Origin of the sequence: Amycolatopsis lurida, assembly GCF_900105055.1 — a bacterium.
GTDB lineage: Bacteria > Actinomycetota > Actinomycetes > Mycobacteriales > Pseudonocardiaceae > Amycolatopsis > Amycolatopsis lurida.
In genome coordinates, this window is record NZ_FNTA01000003.1 from 101,148 (window position 1) to 120,004 (window position 18,857).

18 protein-coding genes are annotated in these 18,857 nt (G+C 69.2%); 7 read left to right on the forward strand and 11 right to left on the reverse strand.

The features are described from left to right. Window positions 1–119: 119 nt before the first annotated feature. Window positions 120–1,256, forward strand: a complete 1,137-nt coding sequence (locus tag BLW75_RS02850) for a serine hydrolase domain-containing protein (protein WP_034318771.1) — start codon at window positions 120–122, stop codon at window positions 1,254–1,256. A gap of 101 nt (window positions 1,257–1,357) precedes the next feature. Here the strand turns inward: BLW75_RS02850 and BLW75_RS02855 are convergent, their stop codons facing one another. The 3 genes from BLW75_RS02855 to BLW75_RS02865 form a co-directional block, all read right to left on the reverse strand. After that, window positions 1,358–2,101: an isocitrate lyase/PEP mutase family protein gene (locus BLW75_RS02855; RefSeq protein WP_034318768.1), complete on the reverse strand. Its 744-nt coding sequence runs from the start codon at window positions 2,099–2,101 to the stop codon at window positions 1,358–1,360. Beyond that, window positions 2,098–3,513 carry an MFS transporter gene (locus tag BLW75_RS02860; protein ID WP_034318765.1) on the reverse strand — a complete coding sequence of 472 codons (1,416 nt, stop codon included), beginning with the start codon at window positions 3,511–3,513 and terminating at the stop codon, window positions 2,098–2,100. The genes BLW75_RS02855 and BLW75_RS02860 overlap by 4 nt, the downstream gene beginning before the upstream one ends. Before the next feature lie 67 nt (window positions 3,514–3,580). Next, window positions 3,581–4,600, reverse strand: coding sequence for a sigma-70 family RNA polymerase sigma factor (locus BLW75_RS02865; RefSeq protein WP_034318761.1), 1,020 nt, complete (start codon window positions 4,598–4,600; stop codon window positions 3,581–3,583). Between the two features lie 335 nt (window positions 4,601–4,935). Here BLW75_RS02865 and fusA point away from each other — a divergent pair, with 335 nt between their 5' ends. Next, a complete protein-coding gene (gene fusA, locus BLW75_RS02870) occupies window positions 4,936–7,017 on the forward strand; it encodes an elongation factor G (protein WP_091596650.1) in 2,082 nt (693 codons plus the stop codon). Window positions 7,018–7,113: 96 nt separating this feature from the next. Here fusA and BLW75_RS02875 read toward each other — a convergent pair whose 3' ends face one another. The 6 genes from BLW75_RS02875 to pdhA all read right to left on the reverse strand — a co-directional run bounded on the left by BLW75_RS02875 (window position 7,114) and on the right by pdhA (window position 12,887). Next, a complete protein-coding gene (locus BLW75_RS02875; protein ID WP_034318756.1) occupies window positions 7,114–7,887 on the reverse strand; it encodes a PE-PPE domain-containing protein in 774 nt (257 codons plus the stop codon). A gap of 70 nt (window positions 7,888–7,957) precedes the next feature. Then, entirely contained in the window at window positions 7,958–8,308 is a 351-nt protein-coding gene (locus BLW75_RS02880) for a VOC family protein (RefSeq protein ID WP_034318754.1), read from the reverse strand. Next, window positions 8,262–9,533: an MFS transporter gene (locus BLW75_RS02885; RefSeq protein WP_241783914.1), complete on the reverse strand. Its 1,272-nt coding sequence runs from the start codon at window positions 9,531–9,533 to the stop codon at window positions 8,262–8,264. Before BLW75_RS02885 ends, BLW75_RS02880 begins: the two co-directional genes overlap by 47 nt. A gap of 81 nt (window positions 9,534–9,614) precedes the next feature. Then, a complete protein-coding gene (locus BLW75_RS02890; RefSeq protein WP_034318752.1) occupies window positions 9,615–10,808 on the reverse strand; it encodes a dihydrolipoamide acetyltransferase family protein in 1,194 nt (397 codons plus the stop codon). Further along, entirely contained in the window at window positions 10,801–11,799 is a 999-nt protein-coding gene (locus tag BLW75_RS02895) for an alpha-ketoacid dehydrogenase subunit beta (protein WP_034318751.1), read from the reverse strand. The genes BLW75_RS02890 and BLW75_RS02895 overlap by 8 nt, the downstream gene beginning before the upstream one ends. Further along, window positions 11,796–12,887 carry a pyruvate dehydrogenase (acetyl-transferring) E1 component subunit alpha gene (pdhA, locus tag BLW75_RS02900; RefSeq protein ID WP_034318750.1) on the reverse strand — a complete coding sequence of 364 codons (1,092 nt, stop codon included), beginning with the start codon at window positions 12,885–12,887 and terminating at the stop codon, window positions 11,796–11,798. Before pdhA ends, BLW75_RS02895 begins: the two co-directional genes overlap by 4 nt. A 78-nt stretch (window positions 12,888–12,965) precedes the next feature. Here pdhA and BLW75_RS02905 point away from each other — a divergent pair, with 78 nt between their 5' ends. The 4 genes from BLW75_RS02905 (at window position 12,966) to BLW75_RS02920 (ending at window position 15,397) form a co-directional block, all read left to right on the forward strand. Then, the gene (locus tag BLW75_RS02905; RefSeq protein WP_241783912.1) at window positions 12,966–13,505 is read left to right on the forward strand and encodes an Lrp/AsnC family transcriptional regulator; all 540 of its coding nucleotides are present in this window, start codon (window positions 12,966–12,968) and stop codon (window positions 13,503–13,505) included. 256 nt (window positions 13,506–13,761) lie between these two features. Next, window positions 13,762–14,133, forward strand: coding sequence for a hypothetical protein (locus BLW75_RS02910; RefSeq protein WP_143055285.1), 372 nt, complete (start codon window positions 13,762–13,764; stop codon window positions 14,131–14,133). 309 nt (window positions 14,134–14,442) lie between these two features. Beyond that, window positions 14,443–14,820: a hypothetical protein gene (locus BLW75_RS02915; protein WP_034318749.1), complete on the forward strand. Its 378-nt coding sequence runs from the start codon at window positions 14,443–14,445 to the stop codon at window positions 14,818–14,820. Window positions 14,821–14,935: 115 nt separating this feature from the next. After that, window positions 14,936–15,397, forward strand: coding sequence for a hypothetical protein (locus BLW75_RS02920; protein ID WP_034318747.1), 462 nt, complete (start codon window positions 14,936–14,938; stop codon window positions 15,395–15,397). On the opposite strand, the gene BLW75_RS02925 is transcribed toward BLW75_RS02920, so the two are convergent. Next, window positions 15,372–16,529 carry an ROK family transcriptional regulator gene (locus BLW75_RS02925; protein ID WP_034318745.1) on the reverse strand — a complete coding sequence of 386 codons (1,158 nt, stop codon included), beginning with the start codon at window positions 16,527–16,529 and terminating at the stop codon, window positions 15,372–15,374. The two genes, BLW75_RS02920 and BLW75_RS02925, sit on opposite strands and share 26 nt — an antisense overlap. 93 nt (window positions 16,530–16,622) lie before the next feature. On the opposite strand from BLW75_RS02925, the gene xylA reads away from it, so the two are divergent. Beyond that, the gene (xylA, locus tag BLW75_RS02930; RefSeq protein ID WP_034318743.1) at window positions 16,623–17,792 is read left to right on the forward strand and encodes a xylose isomerase; all 1,170 of its coding nucleotides are present in this window, start codon (window positions 16,623–16,625) and stop codon (window positions 17,790–17,792) included. Here xylA and BLW75_RS02935 read toward each other — a convergent pair. Beyond that, complete coding sequence (locus tag BLW75_RS02935) at window positions 17,789–18,805, reverse strand: alpha/beta fold hydrolase (protein ID WP_091596660.1); 1,017 nt, start codon at window positions 18,803–18,805, stop codon at window positions 17,789–17,791. The two genes, xylA and BLW75_RS02935, sit on opposite strands and share 4 nt — an antisense overlap. Window positions 18,806–18,857: the final 52 nt, after the last annotated feature.

The window sequence follows — 18,857 nt, forward strand, 5'->3', positions numbered from 1 at the left end:
TCCGAAAATTTTCGGAGGTAGCGCCAGCGCTACCTGTGATTCGGCAGTCAGCACTCCTGATCTTCGTGCCCGATCCGGCCAGAGTCGTAGGTGTCGATCCGTTCGAGCAAGGAGTGCGAATGACGGTACGCAAGGGTGTCGTGGTCTTGACGGTGGCGGGCCTGATGGGCGCCGCGTGGACCACGGCGGCGGATGCGGCCCCGGCCAAGGGGGCCGACCTGCAGAAGGGGCTGGACTCGTTGGTGCGTCAAGAGAAGTTCCCGGCCGCGCTCGCCTATGTGGCTGACGGAAGGCGTGCGTCGTCGCTGGTCGCGGGGTCCTCGCGAATCGATCGCCAGGTGCCCGTTCCGCGGGACGGCACGGTCCGGGCGGGCAGCAACACCAAGACGTTCACGGCGGTGGCGGTCCTGCAGCTGGTGGCCGAGGGCAAGGTGGATCTGGACGCGCCGATCGAGAAGTACCTTCCGGGGATCGTGCGCGGTGAGGGCATCGACGCCACCAAGATCACCGTCCGGCAGCTGCTGCAGCACACCAGCGGGCTGCCGAACTACACCGAGTACCTCGGGCTGGAGAACTTCGAGCAGGTGCAGCACCGGTACGTCCCGAATCACGAACTGCTCGCGGCGGCCTTGAGCCACCCGGCGAAGTTCGCGCCCGGAACCAAATGGGAGTACAGCAACACCGGTTATCTGCTGGCGGGCATGCTGATCGAGAAGGTGACCGGACGTCCGATCCAGGAGCAGATCACCGAACGCGTGATCAAGAAGGCGGGCCTGAAGCACACCTACTGGCCGCAGGTCGGCGACCAGACCATCCAGGGACGGCATCCGCAGGGGTACGCCATCGGCAACGCCGCCACCGGAAAGGTGATCGACGTGACGGAGCTGGACCCGTCCTGGGGCGGCGCGGCAGGCCAGCTGATCTCGACACCCAGTGACCTCGGCAAGTTCTTCAAGGTGTTACTCGAAGGCAGGCTGCTTCCCGCCGCGCAGCTGGCCGAAATGCGGACGACGGTCGACGCGCCCCTCTTTCCCGGCACGAAGTACGGCCTTGGCCTGATGAGCAATCCGCTCAGCTGCGGCGGCGTGTACTGGGGACACGGCGGGGACATCCACGGATTCGAAACCCGCGGTGGCGCCACGGAAGACGGCCGCACGGTCGCGCTCGCGGTGACCGCGATGCCGGGCACCTTCGGCGACGGGGACAAGGACGCCAAGGCGGTCATGGCCACTGTGGACACCGCGTTCTGCAAGTGACGGGTGCAGGTGGTCGTGAGTGACAAGTGTCGTTCTAACGCTCTTTACCACTCACGACCCCCTCCGCTCCGAGCCCTCAGTGGGAGTCTTGGGCTTCAGGGCTACCGCTTTTCGATGGCCGCCCGGAAACCCTCCAGAGCAGCGAAATAAAAGCGCGGGCCGTACGACACCCGTGCCACGCCGAGTTCCCGGAGCGCGGCCAGATCCAGTTCCTCGCCGACGTTGCCGTTCACCGGGCACGCGAGTCCGGTGACCAGTGCGGCGAGGTCGTCCCGCCGTCGCACCCCGATCGGATAGACGCAGTCGGCGCCGGCCTCCCGGTAGAGCCGGCCCCGCCGGATGGCCTCGGCGACCCTTTCCGGCTCGGGGATCCCGCGGTCGCCCAGGAACGTGTCCACCCGGGCGTTGACGACGATCGGGACGCCCGCCTCGGTCGCGGCCGAGCGGATGTCCGCGAGCCGTTCGGCGTGCTCGTCGGGGTCGACCAGCTTGCCGGTCCGGTGATCGGTGTCCTCCAGGTTGCAGCCGACGGCGCCGGTCTCCAGCAGCCGGTCCACGAATTCCCGCGGCCCCAGGCCATAGCCCGCTTCCGCGTCCACGGTGACCGGCAACGACACCGCGCGGGCGACCCGGCTCGCCGCCGCGAACATCTCCCGCCACGGCGCGCCTTCGCCGTCGGGATAGCCGAGCATCGCCGACACCGCGGCACTGGCGGTGGCGATCGCGGGGAATCCCGCCTCCGCCAAGATTTCGGCACTCGCCGCGTCCCAGACGTTCGGCAGGACGAGCATTTCCCCGCTGTGCAGGGCACGGAGCGCTTCGGCGCGAGCGTTCAGGTCGGTCATCGGTTTCCTCCTCGATCGGTACCGGACAGGGCGGATGCCCGTGGTGCCTCTGCCGGTCGCCTGCCCGGCATCCCCAGGGCGACCAGCATGCCCGCGAAGGCGAACGCGACGACGGTGCCCATCGCCGCGGTGAAACCACCGCCGAACTCCTCCGGCGAGCCGTGACTTCCGGTGCCGGCGAAGACGGCGACCGTCACCGCGACGCCGAACACCCCGCCGAGGATCCGCACCATCATGAACGCGCCCGACGCCTGCCCGATCTCGGGCGGCCGGACGGCCCCGACGACCGAACGCTGCGCGGCGGGCATGGCCGAAGTGAGGCCGACACCGCTGACGATCAGCCCCGGCAGGAGGGTGGCGTAGCTCGTTCCGGGTGCGGCGACCAGGGCGATCCAGCTCATGCCGGCGGTCTGGAGTAGCAGCCCGGCGGCCACGAACGTGCGCGCGCTGTACTTGTCCGCCAGTTTGCCCGCGATGGGCGCGCAGATCATCAGGGTCGCGGTCCACGGCATCATGCGCAGTCCCGCCTCGAAAGGCCCGAGTCCTTGCGCTGTCTGGAAGTACTGCGGCAGGAAGAAAAGCGTGCCGTACAGCGAAGCGAAGACACAGAAATTCGCCGCGTTGGCCGTGGAGAACGCCCTCAGCCGGAAGAACCGCATCGGCAGCATCGGCGCTTCGCTGTGCCGTTCCCAGAACACGAACGCGGCCACCAGCAGGACGCCGAGTACCAGCGAGCCCAGGACCTCGGCACTGCCCCAGCCGGCGAGGTTTCCCCGGACCAGGCCCCAGACGATGCCCAGCGATCCCAGCGTCACCAGGACGACGCCGCCTTGGTCGAACCGCGTGGCCGGACCGGTGCTCTCGTCGACGCGCCGGAGCGTGAGCAGGACGGCGACGACGCCGACCGGCAGGTTGAGCCAGAAGATCCCTTGCCACGCCAGCCCTTCGGCGATGGCACCGCCGATGAACGGGCCGCTGAACGTCGCCAGCCCGGTGAGTCCCAGATAGAGCCCCATCGCCTTGCCCCGCTGTTCGGGTGGGAAGATCACGCTGATCAGGGTGAGCGACAGCGGCAGCACCATGGCCGCACCGACGCCCTGCGCGGTCCGCGCGACGATCAGCGTGCCGATGTCGGTGGACAATGCACAGCCCACCGAGGCGAGGGTGAACACGGTGAGGCCGGTGACGAACATCCGGCGGCGGCCGAACCGGTCGCCGAGCGCCGCACCGGTGAGCAGCAAGACGGCGAAGCTGAGGTTGTAGGCGTTGACGGTCCATTCGAGCTGCTCGATCGACGCGGACAGATCCCGGCGGATCGTGCCCAGCGCCGTCGTCACGATCTGACTGTCCAGCGCCATCATGAACGACGCCGATGAGGCGAGGCCCAGAACCCACGCCTGTTTGGGGGTCAAGATTTCTCCTTGTTTCGGGCATGACGGGGCGCACGCCCGGCGGGCGTGGCCACGGAAGAGCGGAGGATCAGCCGCGCAACGAGCGGGGGAGGCCGAACGCGGCGAGCAGTGAGTTGTCGAGGAAGCGGGTCACCGCGGTGATCCGGTCACCGGCCAGTTCCAGCACGAGCACTCCGTGCGCGTGCCCGATCGGCGTCCTCGGATCACGGAGGTAGCAGCCGAACGCGGGTTGACCGTTGGCGCGGGTGGGGATAAGCGAGTATCGGCGGCCGTCGCAGAGCGCGACGGTGGCCAGGAAGTGCCCGACGGCGTCCGGGCCTTGGTACTCCCAGGGAAGCGGAGGCATGGTGAGCCACGCGTCGTCGGTCAGCAGGGCCACGATGGCCTCGACGTCGCCGGTCTCGAAGGCTCGGGTGAACTCGTCGACGATCCGGCGTTCCCGCGGCGAATCCGGCAGGGGAGCGGTCTCGCGGCCGCCGTCCGGCATTTCCTTGGCCAGCGCCGAACGTGCCCGGTTCAGCGCACTGGTCACGGCGTTCTCCGTGGTGTCGAGGATCCCCGCCACCTCGGCGGCACGGAACCCGAGGACGTCCCGCAGCACCAAGACGGCCCGCTGTCGCGGCGGAAGCTGCTGGAGTGCCGCCAGGAACGCGAGCGAGATCGACTCCCTGGTCTCGTAGCGCGCCTCCGGGCCGGGCATCCGATCGGCGATCCCGGCGAGCAGGACGTCGGGGTAGGGCTCCAGCCAGCTGGGCTCCGGGCGGCGCCGCGACGGCTCGGGCAACGGGACCTCCGGTCGGTAGGCCGCGTGGTCGTGCGGCCGGCGGTCGCCCGTGCGCAGCGCGTTGAGGCAGCGGTTGGTCGCGATCCGGTACAGCCAGGTCCGCACGGACGCGCGTTCCTCGTACGCGTCGATCCCGCGCCATGCGGCCAGCAACGTCTCCTGCAGCAGATCCTCGGCGTCCTGCACGGAGCCCAGGATGCGGTAGCAGTGCACCTGCAGCTCGCGGCGGTACGGCGCGACGAGATCACGGAACGCCTCGCCGTCACCGGTCTTCGCCAAGCTCAGCGGCTCGTCCGCCCTCATACTCGTTCCTTTCGCCTGTGGTGTCCCTCGAAAGGATGGACACCGCCGTCACCGGAAACTGGTCGGGTTCCGCCGAACCCGCGGAAAATCGGTTCCCGGCCGGCGTCCCCGGTGGCTACACTCCCCGCGAATCATCCCGGCGAGGAAAGACAGGACAGTGCGTCATCACCACGCCGTCGTCGTCCCCTCGGCCCGCTACGAGGTGATCCTCGCGTCTCCGCGCGTCCGGTGCCTGCCGCGCGGCTAGCACCGGCCCGTTGACGAACGCCTGACCTTCTCGCGCCATCCTTCCCGTCGCCCCGCGACGGCGAGGGCGCCTGCCCGCGTTCGCCCGAATCGCGCAGTCCGAGCTCCGGAGATCACTTTCGAAAGGCCCGCGCCATGCGCACCGTCCCCTGTCCGCCGTCCGGAATCTGGGCATCCTCGCCCATGTCGACGCGGGCAAGACCACCCTCACCGAACGAATCCTGTACGTCACCGGCACCACCTACAAACGTGGCGAGGTCCATGACGGCACGACCGTGACCGACTTCGATTCCCAGGAGCGCGACCGTGGCATCACCATCTTCGCCGCCGCGGTCAGCTGTTCGTGGGACGGCCATCTGGTCAACCTGATCGACACTCCCGGCCACGTCGACTTCTCCGACGAGGTCGAACGGTCGCTCCGGGTCCTCGACGGCGCGATCGCGGTGTTCGACGGCGTCGCCGGGGTCGAACCGCAGAGCGAATCGGTGTGGCGCCAGGCCGACCGGCACGGCGTACCGCGGATCGCGTTCGTCAACAAACTCGACCGCGCGGGCGCCGATCTGGACGCGGCCGTGGAGTCCATCCGGCAGCGGCTGCATCCGCGTCCGCTGGTGGTCCAGCTGCCGATCGGGGTGGAGGACGGTTTCGCGGGCGTCGTCGACCTGCTGCGGATGCGATCGCTCGTCTGGGCCGACGGCGCCGAGAGGGCCGAGGAAGGACCGATTCCGGAGTCCCTTGTGGACGAAGCGAACCGGCGTCGCCGCCTGCTCGAAGAGACCGTCGCGGAACTCCACCCGGCGGCGCTGGACGAGTTCTGCGAGTCTTCCGCGGTTTCGACGGAGACGCTGGTCTCGGCGCTGCGCGAACTGACCCGCACCGGGGGCGGCGTCGTGGTGCTGTGCGGCTCGGCCTATCGCAACCGCGGTGTGGAGCCGTTGCTGGAAGCCGTGGTGGCGTATCTGCCCTCCCCGTCGGATGTCCCGCCGGCCCTGGGTGAGTACGAAGGCACGGCCCGCGAACGGCCCGCCGATGCCTCGGCGCCGTTCGCGGCACTGGTGTTCAAGGTGACCTCGACCGCCACCGGGCGGTTGACGTACCTGCGGGTCTACTCGGGCACGATCCGGACTTCGGAGGCGGTGATGGACGTGGGCAGCGGTCGTATCGAGCGCGTCGGCCGCATTCTGCGGGTCCAGGCGGACCGGCACACCAGGGTGGACAGCGCCGTCGCGGGTGACATCGTCGCGGTGGTCGGGCTGAAGACGGCGAGGGCCGGCGCGACGCTGTGCACGCCGTCGGAGCCGCTCCTGCTCGAGCCGCCCGTCGTGGCCGATCCGGTCGTGTCGGTGGCCGTCGAGGCACGAACGGGAACCGACACGGAGCGGCTGATGTCTGCGCTGGCGCGGCTGGTCGAGGAGGATCCGTCGCTGGTCATCCGGACCGATCGCGAGACCGGCCAAACCCTGCTCTCGGGAATGGGCGAGCTGCATCTGGAGGTGGCGGTGGAGAAGATCCGGCGCGACCACCGGCTGGACGTCGGGGTCGGGCGGCCTCGCGTCGCCTACCGCGAGACGGTGGCCCGCGGCGTGTCCGGTTTCGTTTACCGGCATGTCAAGCAGGACGGCGGCGCCGGGCAGTTCGCCCACGTCGTCATCGACACGGAACCTTTGGCGGAAGGGGAATTCGAGTTCGAGTCCACTGTGGTGGGTGGCCGGGTGCCGCGGGAGTACGTCCGCGCCGTCGAAGCGGGTTGCCGTGACGCGCTGGCGGAAGGTCCGCTCGGCGGGCATCCGGTGACCGGTGTGCGGGTCACCCTGACCGACGGCGCCACCCACTCGAAGGACTCGTCGGAGATGGCGTTCCGGACGGCCGGGCGGTTCGCGCTCCGGGCGGCTTTGGCCGCCGGCACGATCACACTGCTGGAGCCGGTCGCCGAAGTGACCGTCACCGTGCCCGACAGCGCTGTCGGCGTGGTGCTGGGCGACCTCGCCGCGCGGCGAGGCCGGGTGCTGGGATCGGTGGCGCGCGCGGGAACGACCGTGGTCACCGCGACCGTGCCGCTGGCCGAACTGTTCGGCTACGCGACGCGACTGCGCAGCCGGACCCAGGGCCGGGGCACCTTCACGGCCCGGCCGACCGGCCACGCCCCGGCGCCGGTGGAACCGGTCCGCTAGCTCGACGATGGCCCGCCCACGACGCTGTGGGCGGGCCATCGCCCGAACCGCTGCCACCCGGCGATCGGGCGCCGGGCGGCAGCCGTCTTCAGCCCGTCACGCCACCGGCCACGGCGGACGGCAGTTCTGCCGCGGCAGCGCGTGCGATCCGTTGGTGTACACGCCGTCCGCGATCGTGTCCTCCATGATCGAGCGGTGATCCGTGGGACGGGCCCACTGGTAACACAAGTGCTGGGCGAAGTAGCCGCCCGGCGCTTCGATGGTGTCGAAGTGGCAAACACCGTCCGTTTCGATGCAGTAGCGGATGTACGGGATACCAGCGAAATCGGTGCGGCCGGGACCGAACGACACGTAGCCGCCGAACGGCGACGGCGCCCCGGTGCCCGGCGGGAGCACCGCGCTGATCCCGCGTCCCGGCGGACCGACGGGCTGCATCGGGTCGGCGAAGATCTTCGCCCTGAACCGGGACTTGTCCACCGCCAGCTTCCCGTCGGCGATGTCGTTCAGCACCAGGTTCGCGACCAGCGCGCCCTGCGAGTAGCCGACGACGATGAATTCCGCGCCGGGGTTCTCGTCGAAAGAGCTTTGGGCGACACGACGGGCTTCTTCGTGCCCGCGCGCGACGCTCTGGTCCATCGGCGTCTGGTCGCAGTTCGGTGCTCCGGCGGCCCCCGCCGGGTAGTGGACCACCTTCTTGATCCCGCCCCGCAACCAGGCGTCGTTGTAGACGGTCGCGGCCCCATCGCAGGTGCCGCCGATGAGGATGTAGTAGCGCGCCTGGTCGGCCTGGGCTGCCGGCGCCGTGACGCCGACCAGGCCGGCGGCCAGCGCGGCCGCCGCCAGGACCCCCCTGAGCTTCTTCACATTCATCGTCCTTTCGTTCGACTACGGTGCGTGTTCGAACGCTAGGGACGAGTCATGAAATTTTGATGAAACCTCCTCAGCGGTGCGCGAGCACGTTGACCACGTGACCACCGGGATCACGGACGAAGAACCGCCGGACACCCCACGGTTCGTCGGTCAGTTCGTGCACGATCTCGGCGCCGGACGCCTTCGCTTCCTCGTACGCCGCGTCGACGTCGTCCACCTGGATCGAGACGGCCGGGACGACGGGCGCCGTCTCGTCGTGGGTCATGAGGCTCAGCTGCACCTCCGGCCGATCCGGATCGGCCAGGGTCACGATCCAGCCGTGATCCATCACCACTTCGAAGCCGAGCACTCGTTCGTAGAAGGTTCTCGCCTGCTCAAGGGACTTGGTCTCGAGGTCGGCTACCACTCTCTTGATCGTCATGCGCCGATACTGGCACAGCCCTCCGACGATTTCGGGGGAGCAGGAGCGGGGTCGCGAGCATGAGCGCTCCGGCGATGCCGACCGCCGCGCGCGGTCCGGTGAAGGCGGCGAGCAGGCCCCACAGCGCGGTCAGCGAGGCGGTGGTGAGTTTTCCGGCGATCGACCAGGCCGACAGCGTGCGTGCGGCGCGGTCGAGGGGAACCTGTTCGAGCCTGCTGGTGGCGAGCACCGGGTTGAACACGCCGATGCAGGTGATCAGGCAGAATTCCACGGCGATGACCAGGATCAGCCCGGGAACACCGGGCTGGACGAAGACCAGCCCGACGGGCCAGCAGACCCGCAGCCAACCGGCGGTGAAGAGGACGCGGTCCCGGCCGTACCGGGCGACCACGGTCCGGGAGAGCCTCGCCCCGATCAGCCCGCCGAGGCAGGGCACGGCGAAGGCGACCGCGTACTCCCACGGAGCGAAGCCGAGTTGCCCGAGCATCAGGACGGCCATCAGCGGCGCCGTCGCCATGATCAGGCCGTTGACCACGATCGTGTTGACGAACAGCGGGCGCAGCAACGGGTGGGTGAGGATGAACCGCCAGCCTTCCCGCAGGTCGCGGCCGGTGAGCCGGGGACCTTCGGGTTTGGCGGGTGGTGGCGGTTCCCAACCACCGATCACACGGATCCCGATCGCCGAGAGCAGATAGCTGACCGCGTCGGCGGCGATCGTGATCACCGGTCCGAAGAGGCCGACGGCGAAACCGCCGAGCGGCGGACCGAGCACGGTCGCCGTCCAGGTCGTCGATTCGAATCGGGCGTTCGCGATCAGCAGATCTTCCGGTGGCAGCAGGGTTTTCAGGAACGCCCCACTGGCGGCCAGGAACGTGATGTCGGCCGCGGCGACGACGACGGACACGGCGAGCAGCTGACCGAAACCGAGCAACCCGAACGCGTACGCCACCGGGACGGTCAGCAGCGCCGCACACCGGATCAGATCCATCGCGATCATCACCGGCCGTTTGCGGCGGAACTCGACCCAGGGGCCGAGCGGCAGCGCGACCACGGCGCCCACGACGAGACCGGCCGCCGCCAGCAGCGAGACCTCCGTGGTGCCCGCGCCCAGCGCCACGATGGCGATCAGGCTGAACGCGTCGAACGCGAACCTCGTTCCGAACGCGCTCGCCGCGTACGCCGCCCACAGCCAGCCGAACCGTCGCCCCAGCGATCTCCCGCCCACCCGCGAGATCAAAGCAAGCCGGGACCTCGAAGTCGAACAACGGGTCGTTGGCGGGTCACAACCGCGGGTTGTGCGGCCCGCTCACAGTTCCCCGAGCGCGGTGACCGGCGACTCGACGCAGTCGGCGACGAACCGCAGGAATCCGCCGGCGGTCCCGCCGTCGCACACCCGATGGTCGAACGCCAGGGTCAGCTCGCAGATCTTGCGCGCCACGAGCGCGCCATCGACCACCCAGGCGCGGTCGATGATCCGGCCGATGCCGAGGATCGCCGCTTCCGGGTGGTTGATGATCGCGGCCGAGCCGTCGACCCCGAACACGCCGTAGTTGTTGACCGTGAAGGTTCCGCCGGTAAGGCCCGCCGGGCCGATTTTTCCTTCCCTGGCTTGTGTGGTGCGATCTCCGATCGCGGCCGAAAGCTCCCTTGTGGACAGTGCGCCCGCGTCGCGGACCACCGGCACGACGAGACCACGGTCGGTCTGCGCGGCGAAACCGAGGTTGATGTCCCGCAGCTGGACGATCTCGTCGCCCTCGACGCGCGAGTTCAGCTCCGGGTACTTCCGCAGGCCCGCCACGGCGAACCGGGCGACGAGGCCCAAAAGGCTCACCGGGCGATCCGGTGCCGAGGTGTTGAGCGACTTGCGCGCCGCGACGAGTTCGGTCGCGTCGACGTCGACCCAGACCGTCGCCTCGGGGATCTGACGGCGCGAAGTCGTCAGCTTGTCGGCGACCGCCTTGCGAACGCCGGTCAGCGGGATCCGCGTTTCGCCGTCCCTCTGCTCGGGGACGGTGAGTGCGGCTTCGACGTCGGCGCGCCGGATGATGCCACCCGGGCCGCTGCCGGCCAGCTTCGTCAGGTCGATCTTGTTGTCCGCGGCCATCTTGCGGACGAACGGCGAGATCACGCCGGGCGCTTTCGGCGGCTTTTCGGGAGTCGCGACGACAGTGCGCGTCCGGCGGCGCCTCGTGGTGGTGGTCGTGCCGTAGCCGATGAGGACGTTGCCGCTGCCCTCGCTTGCGGTCGTCACGCCGGGTTCGCTGAAACCGGGGCCGATGGTGAGCAGCGGAGCGCCGACCGGCAGTGACTGGCCGGGCTCGCCGTGGAGGCGGGTGACGACGCCGGCGAACGGCACCGGCACCTCGACCGCGGCCTTCGCGGTCTCCACTTCGACGACGGGCTGGTCGACCCCGACCGTGTCGCCCTCCGCGACGAGCCAGGTGACGATGGTGCCTTCGGTCAGCCCCTCACCGAGGTCCGGGAGCAGGAAGTCAGGCACCGGCCACCACCGGTTCGTCGTGCCACTGCAACCGGGCGACGGTGTCCAGGATCCGGTCGACGTCCGGAAGCTGATGGCGCTCCAGTTTCGGCGGCGGGTAAGGGATGTCGAGGCCGGTGACCCGCAGGACCGGCGCGTGCAGCTGATGGAAGCACTGCTCGGTGACCCGGGCGACCACCTCGGCGCCGTAGCCGCCGAACCCGGAGGCCTCGTGGACGACGACCGCGCGTCCGGTGCGGCGCACCGAAGCGGTCACCGTCTCGTCGTCGAACGGGCTGAGCGACCGGAGATCGACGACCTCGACATCCCAGCCTTCGGCCGTCGCGGCCTCCGCGGTCTCCAGCGCCGTGGCGACCATCGGGCCGTACGCGATCAGTGTGACGTCCTTGCCCTGGCGGCGTACGACCGCGCGGTCCATGGCCGCGCCGTCCCGGGTGAAGGAGACGGGCTCCTTGGACCAGTAGCGGCATTTGGGTTCGAGGAAGACCACCGGATCCGGCGAGTCGATCGAATCGCGCAGGAGGTCGTAAGCGTCCTGGGGAGTGCCGGGCGTGACGACGCGCAGGCCGGGAGTGTGCGTGTAGTAGGCCTCGCTCGAATCGCAGTGGTGCTCGACGCCGCCGATCCCGCCCGCGTAGGGGATGCGGATGACCATCGGCAGCGACAGCGCGCCGCGGGTGCGGTTGCGCAGCTTCGCGACATGCGAGGTGATCTGCTCGAACGCGGGGTAGGCGAAGGCGTCGAACTGCATTTCGACCACCGGGCGGAACCCGCCCATCGCCATCCCGACCGCGAAGCCGACGATGCCGGACTCGGCCAGCGGCGTGTCGAAACAGCGGTCCTCGCCGAAATCGGCGGTGATGCCGTCGGTCACCCGGAACACGCCGCCGAGCGGGCCGACGTCCTCGCCGAAGATGAGCACGCGATCGTCGTCCTTGACCGCGTCGCGCAGAGCGGCGTTGAGCGCCTGGGCCATCGAGATCTCGGTCATCGGGCCTCCAGTTCAGCGGTGACCAGCGCGCGCTGGGCGGCCAGTTGGCGGGTCGGAACGGCGTACACGTGCTCGAACAGCGACATCGGATCCGGCGCGACGTCGGCGTTGAGGGTGTCGCGCACCCCGGCGGCGAACGTCTCCGCTTCGGCGCGGAATCGCTCGATGTCGTTGGCGGACAACAGGTCCTCGGTGGTCAGGTACGTTTCGAGACGGCGCACCGGGTCGGCCGCGCGCCATTTCTCGACCTCGGCTTGGTCGCGGTATCGAGTGGCGTCGTCGGCGTTGGTGTGCGCGTCGATCCGGTAGGTGTGTGCTTCGACCAGGACCGGCCCGCGACCGGACCGCGCGTGCGCGACGGCGTCGTCCAGCACCGAAAGAACGGCGACGGCGTCGTTGCCGTCGACCTGTTCGGAGCGGACGCCGTAGCCGACGCCCTTGTACGCCAGTGCGGGGGCGGCGCTCTGCTTCTCGAACGGCACGGAGATCGCGAACCCGTTGTTCTGCACGAAGAACACCACGGGAGCCTTGAACACGGCCGCGAAGTTGAGTGCCTCGTGGAAGTCGCCCTCGCTGGTGGCGCCATCGCCGATGAGCGCGAACGCGACACTGTCCTCGCCGCGGCGCTGCATCGCGTGGGCGAGCCCGGCCGCGTGGAGGGTCTGCGTGGCCAGCGGGGTGCACTGGGGAGCGACGCGCGTCTTGGCGGGGTCGTAGCCACAGTGCGCGTCGCCGCGAAGCAGCGTCAAGATCTCGCCCGGTTCGAGCCCGCGAGCGACGAGCGCGACCGAGTCGCGGTAGGTGGGGAAGAGCCAGTCGGCGTCGGTGAGGGCCAGCGCGCTCGCGACCTGGCAGGCCTCCTGCCCGGCACTCGACGGGTAGACCGCGAGCCGGCCCTGTTTGGTCAGCGCGGTCGCCTGCGCGTCGAACCGGCGGCCGAGCACCATCAGCCGATAGGCCTCGACGAGCCGTCCGGACGGAGGCTCCGAATAGCCGCCGTGCTCGTCGACGCGGGTGCCGTCCTCGGCGAGGAACCGCACCGGGACTTCGGACGGCAGCAACGCGGCGGCAGGGGTCTCCCGCGACATGGCGTAGCACCACCTTTCACAGACATATGATGCTGAGATGGTGGTTTCCGGGGTCCCAGTGTTCAAGAGGTACGCGAAATGAGCGACAAACTGTCCTCCGAATCGGTTCAGCCGGGCCAACCGTCCAGTAGTGGCGTGGCTCACGGCCGGGATCCGGGACGAACGGTCCTTGCCCTCGACGACATCGATCGCGCGATCCTCGCCGAGCTGACCGCGGACGGCAGGCTCGCCGTCCGCGCGCTGGCGGAACGGCTGCACATCTCGCGGACCAACGCCTACGCGAGATTGGACCGGCTGATGTCCGAAGGCGTCATCACCGGCTTCGGCGCCAGGATCGACCCGCGGCGTGCCGGTCTCGGGACGAGCGCGTACATCTTGATCACCGTCGAGCAGACGTCATGGCGGACGATGTCGGCCGAGCTGCGGCAGATTCCGTTCGTCGAGCACGTTTCGCTCGTCGGCGGCGACTTCGACATCCTGCTGCTCGTACGGACACCGGACAACGCTTCGCTGCGGGACGTCGTACTGGAACGGTTGCAGGCGCTGGACGGCGTGCGGTCGACGCGGACGTGGCTGATCTTCGAGGAACAACCGGGCGTCGCCCCTCGTGAGTGGTAAGGACGGTTCTAACCGTCCTTACCACTCACGAGGTCCTGTGCGTGTGGTCGCGAGGGCCGCATTCGGGCGAACCAGTTCGGCAGGTGGCAACCTGGGCGACGTGTCGGACGTGGAGGGGGCTGGGAGCCCGGGATCGCCGGGTTCCGACTTGACCACACAGGAGGGGACTTCCTTGGTCTCGATGCTGAGGTCCACACCGCATCCCGCGCCGGCAGCCAGGAGCCGCACCGGACGGCTACGCGGAGCAATGGCGGCCATGGCGGCCACTGTCGCTCTCGTTCTCGCAGGTGCGCCGGCTGCCACGGCCGCACCGGAATCCGTCACCAAGGAGCTGCACATCGAGTACGGCGCCAGCGTCTTCCATGGCACCGTCACTTTCAGTAACAGGACGGTGACCATCGACGGAACGCTGCATGCCGTCGGATGCCGATTCATCTGGGGCGACTCCTACGCGAAGTCCAACTATCTCGGCAGCGGAAGCTCGAAGCAGCACTGCAACAAAAACCATCCGATCCACGTTCCGGTTCCCGCGGACGTCGCAGGCGGCGCCACCCTCCTCAAGGTTTTCCTGGACGCCCCGGGGGCAGGCCAAGGACACACGGAGAAGTGGGTTTACCGCGACTTCTGACAAGCGGTCGGCAACGGCTGAGCGCGCGCGTCCTCGCCCCCGGGCCGGCCGAAACCGAGCTCGCCGCACACCAGCTCTGAGCAGCTCGGTGTGCGGCGCCGGTGCGCGGCGGTTCGGTCAAGGGGGTGTGAGCGAACTGAAACCCGCTCGCCACAGAGGGCTTCATGACTTGGTGGGCAGCGCTGCCGGGCTTCGCGGGCGCTCTAGCGCCTTCTTCTCCTGCGGACTCTTCCGCGCCCTCGCCGCGCTGTAACGCCTTCCGCCTTCTCGCCGAATACAGGCGGGTTCGATGGCGGAGGCGGAGGAATCATGGCGCGGGTCCTGCTCGTGCTGTCGGTAGCCGTGTCGTGCTTCGTGGTCGCCTGCGCGAAGCAGGCACCGCCGGCGCGCCCACCCGTCACGGTCACGACGACCGCTGAGGTGACCACGACGGTCGTGACCGCCTCGACAACAGCCGCGCCCGCCACGAGCAAGGCTCCCGCCGACACGAAAGCACAGGCGGCCTGCCGCGAGGACGAGGATCAGTGCGCCGAACCGGGGACGAACATCAAGTGCCGGACCGGCGGTTGCGTCAACGCCGGACGGGGAATGACGCAGCGCGACATCGAGAAGCAGCGCGACGAGTGGCTCCGCCGTCATCCGGGTTGGTGCGCCGCGGGCGAGACCGGAGCCGTGGCACCTTGCTGACCGAAACGCCCCGCCGAACACCCCATTCGGGTGATAACGGTTCGGCATTCGCTGTATCTGACCTACTCCCCATTGACACCTTCCTACGATCGCGGCGACTGGGTGGAGGAATGCGGTGAAGGTGGAGGGCGCGGGTCAGGACTACCTGACGCGGCAGATCGGGGCGCTGCTCGAAGCGATTCGCGAGGAGGGTCCGGTCGGTGAGGGCAGACGCAGTTTCCGCCTCGCCGGGCATCTCGCGGCGGAGGGCGGGTTCCACCTTGGCGACATCCTCGCCGCGACGGCGCAGTTGCTGGCGGTCCACGCGTGGAACAACGGCTATCTCGCGGCTGCGGAGCTGCTGACACGCCGGATGCGGGAGTTCGGCGCCGAGTCGGTGGAGCTGGTGCAGTACCTCGTGCGGTTGGAGACCGGGAGCGAGCAGGGCTGGCTTCCCCAGGGCGACCGGGACGCCCTCATCGACTACGCGCGGCGGGCCAGGAGGCCCGACATCGAACGCCGGGCGCAGGCCATCGAGCCGTTGCTGCCGGGGCTCAGTGGCCCTGAGCGTCCTAATCGGATGGCCAGTGAGCCGTGAGATAGTGCTCGGGATCCGCGAGGATGCCGCGGATCACGGAGCCGGCGGCCCCGCGGACGGCGGCTCCCGTGCCGAGCGCCGAGCGGACGACCCGGACCGGCGACCACGCCGTGCTGGGCACGCGGCGCTCCAACTCGGCGAGGAGTGGCTCACGCAGCCATGGCTCCAGTCGCGCGTAGGTTCCGCCTAGCACCACCGCCGGAACGTCCATCAGATTGACCACAGTGGACAGTCCGACGCCGAGATGTCCGGCCGCGGTGGTCACCGCGGAAATCGCCGTGTCCTCGCCGGATTCCAGCGCGGTGACCAGGTCGTCCACCGTTTCCGCGCCCGCGAGCCGCAGGATCTCCTCCTGGCCCGCCATCCGCTCCAGGCAACCGTTCGCACCGCAGGAACACGGCGGGCCGTCGGGCGCCACCGGCAAGTGGCCGATCTCGCCGCCCGCGCCGCGGACGCCTTCGAACAGGGCGCGGTCCAGCACGATGCCCGCGCCGATCCCGATCTCCCCGGACACGTGGACGAAATCCGGCAACGCCGAGCCGTGCCAGAGCTCGGCGAGTGCCGCGAAGTTCGCCTCGTTGGCGACGGTGAACGTCTCGCCGAGCCGGTCGGCGAGGTCGACGTCGCGCCAGCCCAGGTTGGGCGCCAGCCGCACGAGCCCGGATTCGACCAGGCCCGGGACCGCGATACCGACACCGCCGACGGGAACACCCAGCGCGTCCGCCTGCTTCCGCGCTTTGCGCAGGAACGCCGAGACGCGCTGGAAGACGCGCGGAGTCCGGTTGTCCGCGTACCGGACTTCCTGCGCCCGGACGGTGCCGGTCAGATCGACGAGGCAGGACGCCAGGTAGTCGACACCGATTTCGATCCCGAGCCCGTGCGGGCCGGTGGGGGAGAGCGACACGACGGTGCCGCGCCGTCCGGGGCCGGAGCGCTGTTCCGGCTCGCCTTCGGCGACGAGATCCGCCGCGATCAGGCGGTCGACCACGGTCGACACGGTGGCCTTCGTGAGTCCGGTGGCGGCGGCGAGCCCAGCCCGCGAAGTGCCCGGCCCATCCGCGATCGCGCCGAGGACGAGGGCGGCGTTGTGCTGCCGCACGGTGTGCTGTCCCGCCGGGCGCGTGCCGATCATCGCGCGATTGTATTCGTTCGATGCCTGAACGAAAGCCTTGACCCGCCAGAGTGGCGTCGATAAGTTCAGGCATCAAACTAATTGGGAGGCGAGATGGCTCAGGCACCGACGCGTGAGGACAAGTTCAGCTTCGGGCTGTGGACCGTGGGCTGGCAGGGGAACGACATGTTCGGCCCAGCGAGCCGTCCTCCGCTCGACCCGGTCGAAGCCGTGCACCGGCTCTCGGATCTCGGGGCCTGGGGGATCACCTTCCACGACGACGACCTCGTCCCGTTCGGCTCGGCCGACGCGGCACGCGCGCAGCACCTCAAACGCTTCCAGGGCGCGCTCGCCGAGACCGGTCTCGTCGTCCCGATGGTCACCACGAACCTGTTCAGCCACCCCGTCTTCAAGGACGGCGGCCTGACCAGCAACGACCGCGACGTCCGCCGGTACGCGCTGCGGAAGGTGCTGCGGAACCTCGACCTGGCCGCCGAACTCGGCGCGTCGACGTTCGTGCTCTGGGGCGGCCGCGAAGGCAGCGAGACCGACGCCGCGAAGGACGTTCGCGCGGCGATGGACCGCTACCGCGAAGGTATCGATTTCCTCGCTCAGTACGTCCTCGACCAGGGCTACGGCCTTCGGCTCGCGCTGGAGCCGAAGCCGAACGAACCACGCGGCGACATCCTGCTGCCGACCATCGGGCACGCGCTGGCGTTCATCTCCACGCTGGACAATCACGAGATCGTCGGTGTGAACCCGGAGGTCGGGCACGAGCAGATGGCCGGGCTCAACATCGTCCACGGCATCGGGCAGGCCCTGTGGCAGGGCAAGTTGTTCCACATCGACCTCAACGGCCAGCGCGGCCCGCGGTTCGACCAGGACCTCGTATTCGGGCACGGCGACGTGCTGTCGTCGTTCTTCCTGGTCGATCTGCTGGAGCACGGCGGCTACGACGGGCCGCGGCATTTCGACTACAAGCCGCTGCGCACGGAGAACATGGACGGCGTCTGGGCCAGTGCCGAGGCCAACATGGCCGGCTACCTCCTGTTCGCCGAACGAGCCCGCTCGTTCCGCGCCGATCCCGAGGTACGTGCCGCGCTGGACACCGCGCTCGTCCCGGAACTGGCGACACCGACCCTCGACGAGGGCGAGACGGCGGCGGATCTGCTGGCAAACCGCTCGGCGTTCGAGGACTTCGACCCGGACGAGGCCGCGGAACGGGGTTACGGCTTCATCCGCCTGTCCCAACTGGCCCTCGAACACCTCACCGGGGCACGCTAGAACCGGTCGACGTCGAGGATGGCCTTGGCGAACTCCTCCGGCGCCTCCTGCGGGACGTTGTGGCCGATGCCGTTCAGGACGCGGTGCTCGTACTTGCCGGAGAACTTCGACCGATACGCCTTGCCGTCGGTGTTCGGGCCGTCGAAATCGCTGCCGATCGTGATGGTGGGCACCGAAACCGCCGGTCCTTGCGCGAGTTTCGCTTCCAGTGCGTCGAGTTTCGGGTCGCCGTCGGCAAGGCTCAGCCGCCACCGGTAGTTGTGGATCACGATGGCGACGTGGTCCGGGTTGTCGAAGCACGCCGCGGAACGGTCGTAGGTCGCGTCGTCGAAGTTCCACTTCGGCGACGCGATCTTCCAGATCAGCTTGTTGAAGTCGTGGCGGTTCTTCGTGTAGCCGAGGATGCCGCGCTCGGTTGCGAAGTAGTACTGGTACCACCAGCCGAGCTCGGCGGCCGGGGATAGCGGCTGTTTGTTCGTCTCCCGGTTGGTCACCAGGTAGCCGCTCACCGAGACGAGTGCCTTGCACCGTTCGGGCCACAGCGCGGCGATGATCACGGCCGTTCGGGCGCCCCAGTCGAAGCCGCCGAAGACGGCCTTGTCGATCTTGAGGGCGTCCAGCAACGCGACGATGTCGGCGGCGATCGCGGACTGCTGGCCGTTGCGGAACGTGTCCTTCGACAGGAACCTGGTCGGCCCGTAGCCGCGCAGGAACGGCACGATCACCCGGTACCCGGCCGCGACCAGACGCGGGGTGACGTCGACGTAGCTGTGGATGTCGTAGGGCCAGCCGTGTAGGAGGACCACCACCGGACCGCCGGCGGGGCCGGCTTCGGCGTAACCGATGCTCAGTTCTCCGGCGTCGATCTGCTTGATCGGACCGAGCGAGGTGTTCCCGCCGGTCGTGGCGGGCGTCGCCGCCGGTGCCGCCGCGGGCTGGGCCGAGCAACCCGCCACGGTGGCTCCCGCTGTCGCGGCGACGACGGCCTGCGCGAACCTTCTCCTGCTGAGCATCCTGATTCCTCCCGCGAAACGCCTGGTACGGGACGAAATTAGGGTGCGGGCC

Excerpts from the sequence above, each read along its gene's own strand:
- BLW75_RS02850 (WP_034318771.1), top strand. The coding sequence starts at position 120 with ATGACGGTACGCAAGGGTGTCGTGGTCTTGACGGTGGCGGGCCTGATG.
- BLW75_RS02855 (WP_034318768.1), bottom strand. The coding sequence starts at position 2,101 with ATGACCGACCTGAACGCTCGCGCCGAAGCGCTCCGTGCCCTGCACAGC.
- BLW75_RS02865 (WP_034318761.1), bottom strand. The coding sequence starts at position 4,600 with ATGAGGGCGGACGAGCCGCTGAGCTTGGCGAAGACCGGTGACGGCGAG.
- BLW75_RS02875 (WP_034318756.1), bottom strand. The coding sequence starts at position 7,887 with ATGAATGTGAAGAAGCTCAGGGGGGTCCTGGCGGCGGCCGCGCTGGCC.
- BLW75_RS02880 (WP_034318754.1), bottom strand. The coding sequence starts at position 8,308 with ATGACGATCAAGAGAGTGGTAGCCGACCTCGAGACCAAGTCCCTTGAG.
- BLW75_RS02895 (WP_034318751.1), bottom strand. The coding sequence starts at position 11,799 with ATGACCGAGATCTCGATGGCCCAGGCGCTCAACGCCGCTCTGCGCGAC.
- pdhA (WP_034318750.1), bottom strand. The coding sequence starts at position 12,887 with ATGTCGCGGGAGACCCCTGCCGCCGCGTTGCTGCCGTCCGAAGTCCCG.
- BLW75_RS02905 (WP_241783912.1), top strand. The coding sequence starts at position 12,966 with ATGAGCGACAAACTGTCCTCCGAATCGGTTCAGCCGGGCCAACCGTCC.
- BLW75_RS02910 (WP_143055285.1), top strand. The coding sequence starts at position 13,762 with ATGGCGGCCACTGTCGCTCTCGTTCTCGCAGGTGCGCCGGCTGCCACG.
- BLW75_RS02915 (WP_034318749.1), top strand. The coding sequence starts at position 14,443 with ATGGCGCGGGTCCTGCTCGTGCTGTCGGTAGCCGTGTCGTGCTTCGTG.
- BLW75_RS02925 (WP_034318745.1), bottom strand. The coding sequence starts at position 16,529 with ATGATCGGCACGCGCCCGGCGGGACAGCACACCGTGCGGCAGCACAAC.
- xylA (WP_034318743.1), top strand. The coding sequence starts at position 16,623 with ATGGCTCAGGCACCGACGCGTGAGGACAAGTTCAGCTTCGGGCTGTGG.
- BLW75_RS02935 (WP_091596660.1), bottom strand. The coding sequence starts at position 18,805 with ATGCTCAGCAGGAGAAGGTTCGCGCAGGCCGTCGTCGCCGCGACAGCG.